This is a genomic window from Pseudoalteromonas aquimarina (assembly GCF_049257255.1).
Classification (GTDB): Bacteria; Pseudomonadota; Gammaproteobacteria; order Enterobacterales; family Alteromonadaceae; genus Pseudoalteromonas.
Genome location: NZ_JBMMUG010000008.1, coordinates 162,296 through 179,537, shown reverse-complemented (window position 1 = coordinate 179,537; position 17,242 = coordinate 162,296). Strand labels below are relative to the sequence as shown.

Sequence of the window (17,242 nt, the reverse complement as noted above, 5' to 3'; positions counted from 1 at the left end):
CATGTAAAATTTACAACCGATTACTCAAAGCGCGTATTATATTTGCTGTGAAGTTTATTACGCGCTTTAGTTTCCTCACCTGGGAGTGGCCATACCGTGCTGGTGTCTTCAGTATACATATCCATATCTTTCACCCAACCTTTTGAAGATAAAACATAAACACGTTGCCACCCTGCTTTAAGCGGAGCTTGTGTTGCGGCAAATTGAAGGCGAATCCCTTCACCTGGACCAATAATCGCAAGTGCACTGTCATGTTCTTTAACCAGCTCAGTTACATCACCAAGTTGAGAGTAGTAACCTGTTGGGTATCTCGTGTCCCAAATTGGTTGAGATTGTTCAAAATCATAATGCGGTCTTTTCTGTGCTAGAGTCGAACGTTTAGCAAAACCAAAGTCTTCTGCACTTGCAGCTAAAAGAGGCGCTTCACGTTTAATAGCCGAATCTGCTGTGCTACTTTGTTGCTCTAGCGACTGACCGTAGACTAAACCAATACGGTCCCAAAAAATCTCCATTCTGGCTGATAAGCGAATTGCATCTACTCCATTTGGTAGATTGATTAGGGGTAAACTCATTTGCCTTGGCATACCTGCTGGGTAACCAAAATCCTTGTAGAGCATATGCCATTGTCCATCCGGCGTTCTTACTTCAAGACTTGCAGGCTTATATACCTCACCTGCTTGCCAAGCTGAAAAGCTGGTTTGAGAATAAGGATATTCCACCCATCCATCTATTAATAGATGAGGATTATAAGTCTCATTAATTGGCTCAGAAAAAGTCACTGTTAGTTGATGCGCTTCTTTCGTTAAACCTAAGAAACGTTTATCCGCCTCTGGTATTGGTGCGGCAATATTATCTCTAAGCAAAATGCTGTTAGTAACATCTTGGTGCTCACCATTAAATGCTTTTAGTGGAGAAATAAAGTCTTGATATACAAATGCTTCACCCGTTGGGAATGGGGCATTGATACCCATTCTCTCGTCGAGTGCTAAATGCCATCCTGGAGGTAAGTCATAGACCTCTAAACGGGCATTATCTAGGTACATAACCTCTTCCATTGGCTCTGTTAGCAATAACTCATATACGCCATTTTTACTTTTCAATAAGTTATTTGGCAACATAAAGTTTTCCCAAGGGCGAGGCTCTGCATACTGCCCTGGCCCTATAGCAAAACCAATACCAGCAACACCAAGAATATCGCTAACATATTCAAACTTTTCGCCATTCCATACAAATAGCACCGGGCAACTCGCTAACTGGCGCTGAGTTTCTGTAATGTGATGAATCCCCGGTTGCAAATTAAGTTCCGTTTGGTAAACACCATCACTCCATTCTAAGGCAACAAAATCAGCAGAACTTTTATTTCCTATACCAATTATAACTGGCTGCAAACTTTGACCCGCTGATGAACTTTGTTTGAAAGTGTTAGTTAAGGTCCAACGAGAACCAGTTCGCAGCGCAATCTTGGTACCGATACCAGATGCATTCGAACGCATACCATCTGCATCTTGCTCAAGGCCAGAAACACTCAAGGTAACAAACCGATTGACACTTTCATTTGAATGCCAAAGTACAAGATCATTCTGAGACGTTAACGCAGCAATCGTTGGACCATGGAAAGCTGATAAAGCAAGAGGCTGGAAATTAACAATAGGTGCTAACGATTTAGCTTCAAATATCACAGTCGCTGTATCATCTTTAATCGTTAATGCAGCCCAGCCTGGGGAGGTCGTTACTAACAGTGCTAACTCTCCATTACCAACAACATCTGCAACAGCTAAATGTAAGTTGGCATCAGTCGCTAGCGTTATTGGCAATTTTATTTGAGTTTGTTGATAACCACCTTGCGCTAGGCGATGCCAACTTAATAGTTGACCATTTTCATTGACAGCATAAAGCTCAATATACCCATCACTATTAATGTCTGCGGCAATTGCATTCTCGATTGATGAATTGGTTAAAGAGTCTCCAAGGTCGCCTATTTGGTAATGCCATAGCAAATAATTATCGAGTAAGAGGTGCTGGTTATTAGCAGTTAATAATAAGATATCGGTATCACGGTCATTGTCAAAATCCTGAGCGATAAAACCTCTGATATTTAATGAGTTAACTTTTTCAGGGAATTTATCAGAAATATTACTAAATGAGTCGTTTAAGTTGTTGTTTAGCAGTGAAATATTACCCTGTTTATTTACCACCAACAGGTCCAGATCACCATCGTGATCTGCATCAAAAAATGCGCCATTTAAAGTATTACTTCCATCCCCCTCAATGCCTTCAAATAATGAATGTGTGAATTGGCCAAGCGAATCTTGTAGCCAAAGCTGATTTGCGCCCTGGCGCATTAAGTATGCGTCGGTATAGCCATCATTATTCACATCAGCCCAGGCTATGGCATTTACTTTATCTACTGTCGACCAAGGCGCGGAAGATTCATTGAAGCCACTACTTTTATAATTCAATAATTTAGGTTCAGATGAAAACGTTGCTAATAGGGTTTGATTTGTTTGATAGTTTGCGGCAAACCCAACACTTTTATGACTAATATGGTAAGTACTAGGCTGCTTAAAAAGTGGCGATTTAGATATTGTTTCTTTATTAGTACGAGTAGCATCAACGGTTTTAACTTCAGCAAGTGGGCCCATTCGCGTGTATTTAATTTCAGCAAGTTGCGCTCTCGGATTGGTTTTTAACTTTTGAAAAGTCTGCAAATAATCTTTTGCTTTCGCTCTATCACGTAGCTGTTGTGAAGCTTTAAATGCACCATAATAAACACTGCGTAAATATGGGTCGTAATTGATCGCTTTTTGATACCAATCTAGTGCTTGCTGATATTGCTGCTGTTGTGCAAAGCCCTGCGCTAAAAAGTATGCGGCATATGCATCACTCTGTTGTGTATCTAGAACAAACTTAAAATCAATTGCAGCACTTGCAATATCACCAGCGTGCTGTTTTAGTAAACCTCGAATATAACGTGCTTGTATATTTTTGGGGTTAGCTTGAATTACCCGCTCAATAGCGGCTAAAGCTTGCTCTGTATCACCTTCAAGGTTGCGATTTAACAGTGCAATAATTCGATTTATTTTTACTTGTTGCCATTCTGGATATTTTGTTACGAGCTCATCAAATGTTGTATATGCCAGTGCATAATCAAATTGCCCCATTTGACCAACACCCAAGTTATTTTGCTGGGCCATTTGTTCGTTTATCTTAAATTGATTAGTAACATTAGGTCCGCAACCAACCAAAAAAGTAGCAAGAATAAGTAAACTAAATTTAATACTGTGAAACATATTGGCTTCTATTATTTACACACTGCAAATTGCTGCAATTGATTTAGCTGTGCTAGCGTGGATTGTTTATATTGTGAAATATCGGCTTTTTGTTGCTGTGCCAAATTATCAAGTTGCATCATCAAATCAGCGGCCTTTTGGCAATAATATCCATTGAGATAAGCTTGAGTTAAACGACTAGCAATATCAAAACTAGGATTGCTTTTCATAATGCGCTCATACAGCATTATTGCCTTATCATCATCGGCATAAAAGCCTCCAGACAATGCTTGTAAAAGATTTGCATAATTTAATGCCACAATGGCATTTTCAGGAGCGATAACTAACGCTCTTTCCATTAACGCTACTGCTTGTTTATACGCTCTTTTAGTGTAAAACAGCTCAACTAATTCAAATAAAAGAGACGTTTTTAACGGAGAAAATATATTGGCCTTTTCAATATATTGTTCACCTTGCGAAATTTCATTTAATTGTATGAAAGTCTTTGCTAATGCAAAATTTGCGGGTAAATCATTTGGGGCATCTTTTAAAACCAGAAGATAATGTGCCTTTGCCAACTCAAAGTTTTGACTAAAATATAGTAACTCAGCAAGATTATAGTGGGCCGTTGTGTTATTTGGGTCTAACGTTAATGCCTCTAAAAGCACATTTTTAGCTTCATCCATTTGACCTAATTGAACTAGCGTTGCACTCAAGTTTACTCTCGCTCTTGCACTTTTAGGTTCGCTCTTAATAGCATCGGCGAAATACTGCTGTGCTTTTTGATACTGCCCCATTGAAAATGCAGACTTACCTTTTAGTAAGTTAATACGCTCGCCTTTGGCCAAATCAGCAATTTCATTGAAAATGGGGTCAATTGGTTTTACACCTATTTTTCCACTGAGCTTTAGGCTTTCTCGCGCTTCATTTCTCAAATCAAGCGCTCGCTGGCTCATGGCAATTTTATAGTACAAACGACTCGCTTGCGGTTGTAATGACAGGGCTTGGTAATAAAACTCAATTGCTTTTTGATGCTGCTTTTGCAACTGATATATATCACCTTGCAGCATCAATACAGTAGGAGTATTAAGCAAACTCTCTGGTAAGCTTGATAATTTGGTTTGAGCAAATCCGAGTTGTTCAAGATTAAGAGCAGACTCAATTAGACTAGTATGTGCAGGTAAGTAAGTTGAATCTATTTTTAGCGCAGTTTCAAAAGCGTCAATGGCATTTTCTAGCATATTCGCTTGTAGGTAACTTTTTGCTAATAAATACTGCGCATCAAATTTTTGCGGAGATAACTCAATAACCTTTAAATAACAGTTTATGGCTTGTTCAAAAAATTCATAAGCCTGTAATGTTTTACCAAGCTTAAACAACGCTTCTGTATTTGTCTCATCTAACTCAATTATTTGCTGTTGAATATGTTCAGTAACTAAGGGCTCCAAACTATCAAACGACATTGTTTTAAGCTTTTCTGATAATTCTGATGAAAATACTTGGCTTGATACAAGTAATAGCCCACACGTTAGGAACTTTTTAATACAGATATGCATTTAGTTAACTCTTATTTAGCAAGCTATAGTGTTATCGAATTATAATGTTTTAGCTTAAACGAATTTAATATGTGCGGTTTTTTACTAGGCTGATGGATCACTACTTGATTAATTTTTGTGTTACTTCCTAAACCCACCAAGATCCGATCATCGTTTGCTGAACAATAACTACCATCGGCCCTAACGCGGCGCCATATAGACTTTCCAGAAGTCAATTTAATCTCAATTTTCGCACCATAGCTGGTACGTTTAAATTGTTTCGAATTCAATGAGAAACCCACCCAGTTAGGTTTTTGTGTATAGGTATTTTGCAAAATGCGTACTGGTCCATTGTTATTAAAAATAACTAAATCTGTATCACCATCATTGTCCAAATCACCAACAGCTGCACCACGTGATACATAACTGTGGTTTAAAGAACTAACACTTTCTCCCTTTAACTCTTTAAAACTTCCACCTGAAATATTTTTAAATAATTGATTAGGTTGCTTTAATGGATAGATTTCACCTGCCTGCAATTGGGATTCTATAGAGGTAACAGCGCCATTTAAAACTACTAAATCCAAAAAAGTATCGTTATCAAAATCCAACCAAGCAGTTCCAAAAGCAGTGTATGGCAAGCTTGATAAACCAAGTCCCATTTTTTGACTCACATCGGTAAATAAGCCGGTTCCGTCATTTTTATATAATGTATTTGTTTCACCCATAAGGTGAGTCATAAACAAATCACTGTCACCATCATTATCAAAATCTGCAGCATCTACGCCCATACTAGCTTCAGCTTGACCATCTAAGTTAAAAGCAGTACCAGAAAAAAGTGCATCATCAACAAACCCTTTACCTTGTTGATTTAACCACAGTTGGTTAGCCGCACCATCATTGGCAACAAATAAGTCAAGCCAACCATCATTATTAAAATCATCAGCAATCACGCCAAGCCCAGGCCCAGCTTGATAGTCTGATAGCGTTTTAAATGTCACATCAGAAAAGCTGCCATCACCATTATTTAGGTAGAGAGTATCAGCTTGAGGTGCAAATGCAGCTGGACCACAATAATCTAGGCGGCTATTGCGGGCATAGCACTTTTTAAGATTATTAACATCATAATCAACATAGTTAGTGATATATAAATCAAGCCAGCCATCATTGTTATAATCAAAAAAACTCGCACTTGTACCCCAACGATGTTGCGATTGTTTTAATACATCACTTTGATCTGAGAATGTGCCGTCACCATTATTTTTTAAAAGACGATTAAAGCCATAATTTGTTACGACAAGATCGCGCCATCCGTCATTATTATAATCACCAACAGCAACGCCCATACCGTAATCAGTAACCGCTAATTTGCTTTGCTCAGTTACATCTGTAAAGCTAATTTTTCCTTGTACTTTGCCATTTAGAATATAATCATTGCGATACAACTTATCGCTGATTGGCTGCTGGGGTTTATTAAGCGTATCTTTTAAGGTGTCGTTTTTACCAAGCAAAGCACCTTGCACTATGTATAAATCAAGGTCACCATCATTATCATAATCGAATAAGGCTCCGCCAGAGCCTGTCATTTCTGGAAAATAAAACTTTCCTGTCATGCCATTAAAATGATTGAATTTTACACCGCTTTTCTGAGTGATATCTTCAAATACAGAATTACTCGCAATCGCCATACATGGCAAAAGCAGCATAGATAATGTGAGCTTCATGCCCTTTTTTTGAATATTAGAGTGTTTACTCATTACTTTCCCTATAATTGGTTTTTCTTAAAGAGCAAGACATCTCGTTCTGGTAATGATTTGATCACATCTCTGATAATTACAGAGGCATCACCATTGCCATATGGATTAATTGTATCTTTAATTGATTCTCTAAATTCAGTGCTAAGCGCTTGTGTAATCGCAGTCGAGATGGCTTTTTTATCCGCTTTTACATCGATAATATTCTTCGCTTGTTCTCGTCCTTTTTGGCGTAAACCTATATTAATTGTGGGTAAACAAAAACTTGGGGTTTCCATTATGCCGCTTGATGAATTTCCAATCATACAATCTGCACTTGCCAACAGGCTAAAATAACTCACAGGATCTAAATTAACACATAGCTGTGAATTAGCATGTCTGTCACAAAATTGTTGTGCATTTTGCATAATAATATGAGAACCAGAGTCTGCATTAGGAAAACAAAAAACATATTGAACAGCGTGTTCACTTAATGCTGAAAATAACGAATCAACTTCAATCGTTGTATCTTTAAGTAAAGTAACTGAATGAAGTGCAACAACAACTATTGGTAAATTATTCTGTAGATCTAATTGCTGAATGACTTCTTGCTTATTTTTTATTGCTGACTTTGCAATATGATCAAGTGATGGGGCACCGCTAAAATGCACTCGCCAACCTTCTTCGCCCATAGCTAAAACACGTTGCTTTGCTTTTTCTGTAGGAGTGAAATGAATATGGCTCATTTTAGTTAATGCATTACGTACAGCATCATCAATTGCACCTTCGCTAATATCACCACCTTCAATATGCAAAATTGGAATACGTAATGTTAGTGCTACATTGGCAGGCGCTAACATCTCATAGCGATCTGCAATTATTAATACTAAGTCAGGTTTTAATTGGGCGAGTTTATCCGCAAGACTCAACGTAGCTAAACCTAGAGATTTTGCCATCCCCAGATCTGTATCTGAGCTTAAAAGACATTCTATTGTTTCGATATGAGAGAAGTTTTCAGCTGCAATTTCTTGCCAAGTATTACCATACTCTGGCGACATATGAGCCGCCATTGCAACTATGGTTAATTCAATCTCTGCATCGGCTTCCAGTAACTTTAGCGGCCAATATAAATGGCTGTAATCAGCACGAGAACTAGTAATTGCGGCAACTTTCTTCTTCATGTTATTTCCAACAATTTTTTGTTGTATGTTACATGAATTTTAACTTAGGCTTAAGTCAAACATAGGACTACAGCTAGTATTTGGTATGCGACTTCCTTATCGCAGCTTATTTAAAACACCACTGATTGCTCTGGGGTACATTGATTGGTGCCAGCTTCACATACTTTATAGCTGTAGCTACCAGCGCCTTTCACACCGATGTTATCTGTGTATTCACCGTTATTACTTACTGAGTTAACAACATTGCCATTACGGTAAATGTCGACCAAACTGCCCAAAACACCAGACCAGCTTAAATCAACATGCTGCAGCCCCCTGACTTTGTAGGCTGTAAGAGAAAGGCTGGTATCACCGGAGTTATCACCACCGCCATCACCACCACATGGGTTAGCAATTAAGTAATCATCTGCGGCTTTTGCTTGCACTATGCCATAACCAAAGTACACATCTTTACCAGCGGCTCCGCCATCTAGCGCGCTTGCTTTTAATGCATTACGAATATCTTCGCCGCTACAATCTGGATGATTTGACCAAACCAACGCTGCTACACCTGCAACGGCTGGAGTTGCCATCGATGTGCCACTCATATAGCCATAATCGCTAGCTCCCACTTTAACGCGGATAGATAACGCATTTAGCACTTGGTTTCTGTCTTCTAAAGCAACTCCTACTGTTGGAATACTGGTGTTATTAGGCGAACCCAATGTGCCACTAAATAACCCGGCCTCATTATTCACTATAACCGCAGCAACACCGCCAGAGTTTTGGCAGTTAAGCGCTTTATCATGAAAACTGATACTACCTCTATCAATCACACACACCTTGCCATTTGCACCACTATCTACAGAACCCCCAAGCCCCATAAAATAAGGCGAAGCGGTTTCATCCCCTGTATTTTCCATCGCACTAGACGCAACGCCATTACCGTCTGTTAACACGGCTGAATTACTTGCCATTCCATCAGGATAGGTTGATAAAGTATTTACACCGCCAGCGGTGACTTCAACACAAATCGTTTCATCTTGTTTGCTTTTTTTACCGCGCCCTGATTCACAACTTGGAAATTGCGAAAAGCTGGCGATTTGGTTATTGGCATCGTTGGCGCCAATCATCATCACCGACGAATAACCTGCAGGGTAACTGCGAACACTATTACCATCATTACCAGCAGCAGCTACAGAAAGGCCACCAGCGCTGGCAAAATTTTCAAATGCGGCAGACTCAGTAGAGCTTGCACCACCGCCACCTAAACTCATATTAATAATATTTGCGCCTGCTGCTGCGCATACATTAGCGGCATGGGCAAGGCTTGATGAATACCCCCAACCATTAGCATTAAATACTTTTACAATATGCATTTGTACGCCGGGTGCCATACCCACAACACCAAAACTGTTATCTGCAGCACCAATAGTGCCAGCTACATGAGTGCCATGGGGACCACCTTGTTCATTCCAGTTACCAGTACCAGAATCGTTAGTACCATTTATATTGCCCCAAACAAAATCATTGTTTGATTGATCTAAGCCCGAATCAATCACGCATACTTTTATACCGGTATTTCCATCAAACAACACTTGGTTTGCTTGTGATTGATATACAGCATAAGGCGTTAATTGCTGTGACATTGCATCGCCAATATCATCGCTAAACAGGTTAAATGCTTTGCGAGCATGATCTTGTTCAATCAATTTAATATGAGGGCTATTTAATAGCCCTCTTAGGGTGTGAAGATCCTTTCCAGTAAACGACGCGGCAAAAAAGCCATCGCTATCAAGTTTAATATCGCCCCCTAATTGCTTTGCAAGAGCTTTCACTACACCTTTTTGGCCATTATCGACTTGAATAATAAAACGATGATTATCGATTTCGGCGTATACGCTTGCAGTAAAAGATAATGCAATGCATACAGTAAGAGAAGAGAGTTTCATTGGTTACTGCCCCAAATATAATTGTTGCAGTCTTTAGAATAGTAAATTTTAAGCAGATCGCCAGTAACAACCATGATTTCAGGCACAAAAAAAGCCGCTAGTGCGGCTTTGATTTTTTTGGGTTGATTTATTATTTAGTTAGAAAACAACTGTTTTCTCAGCAGAACATGTTGAAGTACCCGCTTCACATACTTGGTAAGTATAACTACCTGCACCTTTTCCGCCGATTGCATCTGTGTAGCTACCTGTATTTGATACTGTAGCAACCATTGAACCGTTACGGAAAACGTCCATTGAAGATACACTTGTACCTGACCATGTTAGGTCTACACGTTTAGTACCTTTCACTTTGTAACCTTGTGCTGATAATGTGATATCACCTTCACCACCACCGTTGTCACCGCCACCATTATCACCGCCAGCACAACCGTTAGCTGTTAGGTAATCATCAGCCGCTTTTGCTTTAACAATACCGTAACCGAAGTAAACATCTTTACCTGCTGCACCTGCATCTTGCGCTGTTGCTTTAAGCGCATTACGGATTTCAGTACCAGTACATGTTGGGTGGTTAGACCAAACTAGTGCTGCAATACCTGAAACAGCTGGTGTTGCCATTGATGTACCGCTCATAAAGCCGTAATCGCTTGTACCAATTTTAACTGTCATTGATGCTGCGTTAAGAAGCGTTGCACGGTCTTCAAGTGCTGCACCTACTGCAGGAATTGATGTTGCGTTTGTATCACCTAAAGTACCGTAAAGCATGCCTGCTTCATTGTTTACGATAACCGCACCCACACCGCCTGAATTTTCACAGTTAAGTACTTTATCGTGGAATGAAATATTACCACGGTCGATAACACAGATTTTACCTGCAGCTGCAGAGTTAACCGCTTCAGCAGTACCCATAAAGAAAGTAGACGCTGTTACTTCGCCCGCATTTTCCATTGATGACGTATTCATCGCAACGCCATCTGCAGAAAGTGATGCACTTGTTGCCATATCTGCAGGGTAAGTAGAAAGTGTGTCTACACCACCAGCAGTTACTTCAACACAGATAGTCTCATCTTCAGTTACTTGCTTACCACGACCTGTTGTACAACTAGGGAATTGTGAGAAGTCTGCAATTTGATCATTGTTGTCGTTTGCACCAATCATCATAACTGATGGGTAACCCGCAGGGTATGAACGAACATTGTTGCCATCGTTACCCGCTGCCGCTACAACTAAACCACCTGCTGCTGTAAAGTTAGCAAATGCGTTTGATTCAGTGCTGTTAGAACCACCGCCACCTAAGCTCATGCTAATAATGTTTGCACCTGCTTGGCTACAAAGGTTTGCTGCGTGCGCTAAATCTGATGAGTAACCCCAACCTTCAGCATTAAATACTTTAATAATGTGCATTGGTACACCAGGTGCCATACCAACTACACCAACACCGTTATCAGCTGCACCAATTGTACCAGCTACGTGCGTACCGTGCGGACCGCCGTGCTCATTCCAGTTACCTGTACCAGAATCGTTATCACCAGTGATGTTACCCCAAACAAAATCAGGGTTAGATTGATCAAGACCTGAATCGATTACACATACTTTCATATCTGAAGATGCATCAAACGCCAGTTGATCCGCTTGTGATTGGTATACAGCATAAGGTGTTAATTGCTGTGTCATCGCATCACCAATATCATCACTGTAAAGTGACATTGGCTTACGTACAAAATCTTGCTCAATAAGTTTGATATGCGGATTGTTTAGAAGTCCTTTAACTTCTGATAAATCTTTCCCTGAGAAGCTTGCAGCAAAAAATCCATCTGAATCTAGTTTAATATCGCCACCAAGTTTTTTTGCTAGCGCTTTTACTACGCCTTTGTTGTTGTTATCAACTTGGATGATAAAACGGTTTTCATCTGCTGCTTGCGCAGTAGCTACTGTGCTTAGTGCAAGTAGTACTGATGTAGTTAATGTTTTTAATTTCATATAGCTTTCCCAGATTTTATTAAATTAGACACATGCAATGTAAGCCGTATCTGTATTCGGGAATAACGTTAACCAAGTTTTAACATTTCAACAACAAAAATCACATATTCCATTATTAACATTTTGTTTAAAATAAAAACATAAGCAGACATCTAAACAGCTTCAGAGCTAAACAGCCAAAAGCATTATTGCAATAAACAACCTAATTAATCGAAAAAAAGGGATAATATTTCCAATTAACCCCCTAAAACTCATCCGACCTGCCCACCACCAATGAAATACAAATCAGTTTCATTTGGTATTGCGTTTTTCATAACCAAAAAACACTCGTTACAATTGTTTACATTAGCTTTGTAAACAAAGTTAAAATCACATAAAAACGTAACAAACACATCAAAAATACGCTGGAGAGAAGCCTTATTTTCAGACTTAAGCGCTAAGATAAATAGAAAATAAGAAATAGTGGGATGGATAGATAAGAGCTAATAAAGAAAAGGTGTAGTAAAGAAAGCGCCCTAAATAAAGATTACCTAAGGCGCATTAAAGCTTAGTCGATTAAACCATACTCTTTATCAAGAATGTCGATCACTTCTTGACGCGGATCGCTTGGGATCTCTAGTTGTTTACCAACAATTTTGCTCGCAATACCAACATAAGTGTCTGACACTTGCATCATCACATCGACCGGTAGTTTGTAACCTTTGGCAAGTTCTTCACGTTCATCCATGCGATCTTTATTAAGTAATACATCGCTATCAGGTACGTTATTAATTAATAACTGACGGAAACCCTCTTTTGAGTTTTCAACAATCTTACCATCGCGGTAAGCTGGCCCATCCCAAATACGTGATGAATCTGGTGTACCAACTTCATCGATATAAATAAGCTTATGCGAACCATCTACTTCTTCTACATAACCAAACTCAAATTTCGTATCGACAAAAATTTGGTCAAGCTCTGCAAGCTGTTCGCTAATTAACTTAAAGCCTTCAGTTAATAGCTTTTCGTATAAACCGATATCACTTGCCGACTTAAAGTTAAACGCCGCTAAATTGTTTTCGATGTTTTGACGTGTGATGTTTACATCATCTACTTCTGGCACTTCTGCTACGCCAGTAATAATACCTTTAGTCGATGGTGTAATTAATACATTGTCTAATTTTTGGTGAGCTTCTAAACCTTCTGGTAAATCAATACCACAGAAGTTGCGAACGCCTTTTGCGTAATCGCGCCACATACTACCCGTAATGTATTGGCGTGCAATTGCTTCAACGCGAACAGTTTCAGCTTTACGTACAATCCATACATAAGGGTGTGGAATATCAACAATGTGATTACCCGCAAGGCCTGCTTCGTCAAATAATTTAAACCAGTGAGACGCCACTGAATTAAGCGCAATACCTTTGCCCGGCACACCGTTCAAGCCGTTTTCACCTTGCCAAATACAGTCAAACGCTGAAATACGGTCTGAAATAACCATAAGTGCAAGTGGTGTATCTTTTGGAATGTTATATCCCTTTTCTTCGATTAAACGAACGCTGTCTTGCTCGGTTAACCAATAAACACTGCGAACTTTACCGCTGTGAACCTTACCTTTGGTACGGATCGGTAAATCGTCATTTACGTCCAAAACCTTATATGAACTCATGGAAACTCCAAAAGATATTTTTGATACTAGAAAAGTGCTTTATGCACTCTAAATTGGGGTGCGCCAATTTTAGTGAAAAGTCACTCTAAACTCAATAATTGAACAAAAAAAGCAAGCGCATGAATCGCTATCGCAAAAGATTGGTTTCAAGGTATTGTTGTTATAGTATCACACCAATTTAAATTTATTTTGTGCACTCATGTTAGCGATTAATAATCTCACTTTTTCTTACCTAGGGGCTCGCAGCCAATTTGTGCTGCATGACTTTGCCTTAGCAAAAGGCGAACATGTATTTATTTACGGTCCAAGTGGCAGTGGTAAATCAACTTTGCTCTCGCTAATTACCGGGGTGCAGCAACATAACAGTGGTTCAATCTCGATTTTAGACACCGCTTTTTCGACTCTTTCACAAAAACAAAAAGACCGCTTTCGCGCAGATCATATTGGCTATATTTTTCAGCAATTTAATTTAATCCCTTTTTTATCTGCAACTGAAAACGTTGCGCTGGGGTGTGAGTTCTCAAAAATACGTACTGAAAAAGCCATAACCAAATACGGCAGTGTTGAAAAAGGTGCGAATAAGTTATTAATGGCGCTTGGTTTAAGCAAACAAAATATTGCTAAGCCAGTCAATCAACTAAGCATAGGCCAACAACAACGCGTTGCCGCTGCCAGAGCATTACTTGGTGAACCAGAGCTCATCATTGCCGATGAACCAACGTCTGCTCTTGATAACGACGCCCGAGAAGAATTTATTAACCAACTTTTTGAGCAAGCTAACAATAATCAAACCAGTATTTTGTTTGTCAGCCATGACCAAACGCTCGCAAATTTATTTGATAGGCAAGTGGCGCTTGCAAGCTTTATGCAGGAGAAAGCACTATGAGCTTATTAACCCTCTCTCGCAAAAGCTTACTTAACCGTTTTTCAAGCATTGCGATAACGACCATTGCGATTGCTCTGAGTATTACCTTGTTACTACTTATTGAACGTGCCCGTGTTGATGCCAAAGCGAGTTTTCATAATACAGTATCAGGTACCGATTTAATTGTTGGTGCTCGCACTGGCAGCACCGAATTATTACTTTTTTCGGTATTTCGTATCGGTCACCCAACTAACAATTTAAGCTTCGCAAGCTATCAAGATATTACTAGCAAGCGCTCAGTAAAATGGGCTATTCCACTTTCGCTTGGTGATAGCCACAAAGGTTTTAGCGTTATTGGCACCAATAATGACTACTTTGCACATTACCGTTATGCCAATAAGCAAAACCTTGCATTCACAAAAGGACACGCTTTTGAACAAGTAAATCATGTGGTGCTTGGCAGTAATGTCGCTAAAAAGCTGCATTACCATTTAGGTGACTCGATTGTACTGTCACATGGCGCTGGCAATACCAGTTTTCACCATCATGACGATCACCCATTTAAAGTAGTCGGTATTTTAGCGGCAACCGGCACAGCGGTAGATAACAGTGTGCATGTGCCACTAGTTGCAATTGATAACATTCATGGCTCAGCAACGCCCAGTATTAGCCAGAAACATCAGGCAGATGAGCATCATGGACATAATCATGATGATGAAAACCATCAACACCACAACGAACAAAGTGATGAACATATCAAGCTGCCTGCCCTATCAAATGCGGAACTCACAGGCCAACCAAAACAAATTAGTGCATTTTTATTAGGCCTAAAAAGTCCAATTTTTGCACTGCAACTACAACGTAATATCAGCCAGTATAAGCAAGAGCCACTGCTGGCGATTATGCCCAAATTCACCCTACGCCAGTTATGGGAAGTGGTCGGTGTATTTGAAAAAGCGTTATTGGTCATTTCGGGTGCTGTGGTCGTTATTGCTTTACTTGGCATGTTGACTAATTTATTGGCAAGTTTAAGCCAGCGCCGTCGTGAGCTTGCAATTTTACGCTCAGTGGGCGCTTCGCCACGTACCATATTTACTTTGCTCGGGTTAGAAGCACTATTAATCACAGTGTGTGCTACCCTGCTGGCCATCGCATTTTATTACCTTGTTATTGTATTGCTTGCTAACATGCTTGGCAGTATCAGCGGTATTCACTTGCAACTTACGGCACTTAGCCAATATCAAATGAGCTTATTGGCTGGTATTATTTTGCTTGGTACCTTATTTGGTTGTTTACCTGCTTACAAAGCATATCGTTACGCATTGAGCGATGGCTTAACCATAAAAGTTTGAGAATTATATGAAACGACATTCGCTATTGTTTACTTTTTTCGCCTTAATAACGCTATTAAGTAATCAGCTGTTTGCCAATGGAAAAGCAAAAGAGCTTTACTGGGAAGATCTCATTCCTAAAGGCTATTCATCATCACCTGTTGAAGGACAAGCCGCGCACAATGAAAACTCTGAGGCCAATTGGGTACAACCCGATTTAAACGCACCTATTGTAAAAGAGCTAAATAATACCATGGTGACATTACCTGGCTTTGTAGTGCCACTTGAAGGTAATGATGAAGTTATCACCGAATTTTTATTAGTACCGTATTTCGGCGCCTGTATTCATGTACCACCTCCGCCACCAAATCAGATTGTGCACGTAACTTTTAAAGATGGTGTACCAATCGAAAGCCTTTACGATGCCATTTCTGTTACAGGTAAAATGAAAACCGAAAGCTGGGAAGGTGAACTAGCAAAAGTTGGTTATCGCATCGAAGGCATAGGCGTTGCGCCATTTGATCTTTAAATACACCTAAACAAAAAAGGCGCTACGGCGCCTTTTAAATTATTTAATTAGCAAATTGAGAATTTACTTTTTATCCAATAAATTAAAGCCCTAAACGCTTTGTAAACGGCGACTCTCTCTCAGTTATCAAAATACCATCAAACTGCTCAAACCATTCTGTATTAATTATCTGCTGGTAAGAAATAATATTTGCAGCAAATTTATTAGGGGTAATAGATTGACCTAATGCTAGATACAGAGCTTTTTCTTGTTTCTTTAATGACTCAACAATAACCTGTAGTTCTGAAGAAGGTTGTTGTTTGTTGAGCCCTACTAAAGCATAGCTTGCATACTCGTTGCCGTAATTTTGATATAAACGCTTTCCCAATGTCGAAAGCTTATTGTTAACTAGATTGAAACGTTTAGCACCATGAATACTCGCGCCCCAAACAATAACCTTACTATCTTGCGGTAGTTGTTGCATATGCCACACAAAACTATCGTACATACCTTCACTACGCAAAGAGAACATATTATTACGAGAAAAGAGATTAAAAGTAGAATAGCGCTCAGCTAAGTAAGCTAACCTGCTATCAGTCTGCGTTTTTGAAGCTTCAAATGCCCGTTTAGCACATTCAGCAATGTTGTCTTTTACTTTTTCCGAATAAGGGTTTTGCTTATCGTACAACCAATTCAAATGCCGATTAATCAAGCGGTAACAAGCTACCGATTGCTCAGCGCCCAACAAACTAGCAATATCTTTTGCTAAATACTGTTGTGTATACTGATTTGTTCTACCACCTGTTTGCATATCCAGACCAGCTAAATAAATGCTGCCCGATAGCGCTTTATCATAAATAAGGTTAACTAAAGGCTGAACTTCTTGACTACCACTGACAAATCCACCCAATGCGCCCTCTAAAGCGAGCTTATTCAACTCCCCTTGCTCTAATTCCTTGTTGAGGTAAACGAAATCATATGTTTGCGCTTCAAAGAACACCCCATTAAAACCGCAGTTTTCAACTAAATAATGTGTTATTTCAGTTCTTAGAGTGAGAGCTTTGGCATTGTTATGTGACGCTTCCTCACCCAAATAGACAACCTGTTTATCACATGCCTGTTTTTTTAGAGCGATGATCGACTGACCATGCGCAGCGAACGATAATACAAATATCAACAAAGTAGTAATGTGTTTAAACAAGTTAAATCCTTTTATATTGTTGCATTTACCTATCAACAGTGAGTATTTTTTATTGAGACAGGT

Annotated in this window: 11 protein-coding genes; 3 read left to right on the top strand and 8 right to left on the bottom strand. The window is 39.5% G+C overall.

Translation table 11 applies throughout. The features are described from left to right. Positions 1-20: 20 nt before the first annotated feature. The 7 genes from AAEU29_RS18850 to AAEU29_RS18820 form a co-directional block, all read right to left on the bottom strand. The gene (locus AAEU29_RS18850; RefSeq protein ID WP_421974760.1) at positions 21-3,290 is read right to left on the bottom strand and encodes an FG-GAP-like repeat-containing protein; all 3,270 of its coding nucleotides are present in this window, start codon (positions 3,288-3,290) and stop codon (positions 21-23) included. A gap of 11 nt (positions 3,291-3,301) precedes the next feature. Next, positions 3,302-4,825 carry a tetratricopeptide repeat protein gene (locus tag AAEU29_RS18845; protein ID WP_421974759.1) on the bottom strand — a complete coding sequence of 508 codons (1,524 nt, stop codon included), beginning with the start codon at positions 4,823-4,825 and terminating at the stop codon, positions 3,302-3,304. Positions 4,826-4,848: 23 nt separating this feature from the next. Continuing rightward, positions 4,849-6,561 carry an FG-GAP repeat domain-containing protein gene (locus AAEU29_RS18840; protein ID WP_421974758.1) on the bottom strand — a complete coding sequence of 571 codons (1,713 nt, stop codon included), beginning with the start codon at positions 6,559-6,561 and terminating at the stop codon, positions 4,849-4,851. An 8-nt stretch (positions 6,562-6,569) separates the two neighbouring features. Next, positions 6,570-7,718 (bottom strand): UDP-N-acetylglucosamine 2-epimerase, encoded by a 1,149-nt coding sequence (gene neuC / locus AAEU29_RS18835; RefSeq protein WP_421974757.1) that lies wholly within the window; start codon positions 7,716-7,718, stop codon positions 6,570-6,572. Between the two features lie 110 nt (positions 7,719-7,828). Beyond that, complete coding sequence (locus tag AAEU29_RS18830) at positions 7,829-9,649, bottom strand: S8 family serine peptidase (RefSeq protein WP_421974756.1); 1,821 nt, start codon at positions 9,647-9,649, stop codon at positions 7,829-7,831. 138 nt (positions 9,650-9,787) lie between these two features. Beyond that, entirely contained in the window at positions 9,788-11,626 is a 1,839-nt protein-coding gene (locus tag AAEU29_RS18825; RefSeq protein ID WP_421974755.1) for a S8 family serine peptidase, read from the bottom strand. A gap of 547 nt (positions 11,627-12,173) precedes the next feature. Beyond that, positions 12,174-13,274: a phosphoribosylaminoimidazolesuccinocarboxamide synthase gene (locus AAEU29_RS18820; RefSeq protein ID WP_421974754.1), complete on the bottom strand. Its 1,101-nt coding sequence runs from the start codon at positions 13,272-13,274 to the stop codon at positions 12,174-12,176. 199 nt (positions 13,275-13,473) lie between these two features. On the opposite strand from AAEU29_RS18820, the gene AAEU29_RS18815 reads away from it, so the two are divergent. From AAEU29_RS18815 to AAEU29_RS18805, 3 genes are read left to right on the top strand one after another with little or no spacing between them, the layout of a single operon-like run. After that, complete coding sequence (locus AAEU29_RS18815) at positions 13,474-14,160, top strand: ABC transporter ATP-binding protein (RefSeq protein ID WP_421974753.1); 687 nt, start codon at positions 13,474-13,476, stop codon at positions 14,158-14,160. Then, entirely contained in the window at positions 14,157-15,491 is a 1,335-nt protein-coding gene (locus tag AAEU29_RS18810) for an ABC transporter permease (RefSeq protein WP_421974752.1), read from the top strand. The genes AAEU29_RS18815 and AAEU29_RS18810 overlap by 4 nt, the downstream gene beginning before the upstream one ends. Before the next feature lie 7 nt (positions 15,492-15,498). Next, positions 15,499-15,999 carry a DUF3299 domain-containing protein gene (locus tag AAEU29_RS18805; protein WP_421974751.1) on the top strand — a complete coding sequence of 167 codons (501 nt, stop codon included), beginning with the start codon at positions 15,499-15,501 and terminating at the stop codon, positions 15,997-15,999. An 82-nt stretch (positions 16,000-16,081) separates the two neighbouring features. Here AAEU29_RS18805 and AAEU29_RS18800 read toward each other — a convergent pair whose 3' ends face one another. Next, on the bottom strand, positions 16,082-17,179 hold the full coding sequence (locus tag AAEU29_RS18800; protein ID WP_421974750.1) for an erythromycin esterase family protein: 1,098 nt from the start codon (positions 17,177-17,179) through the stop codon (positions 16,082-16,084). Between the last annotated feature and the right edge of the window lie 63 nt (positions 17,180-17,242).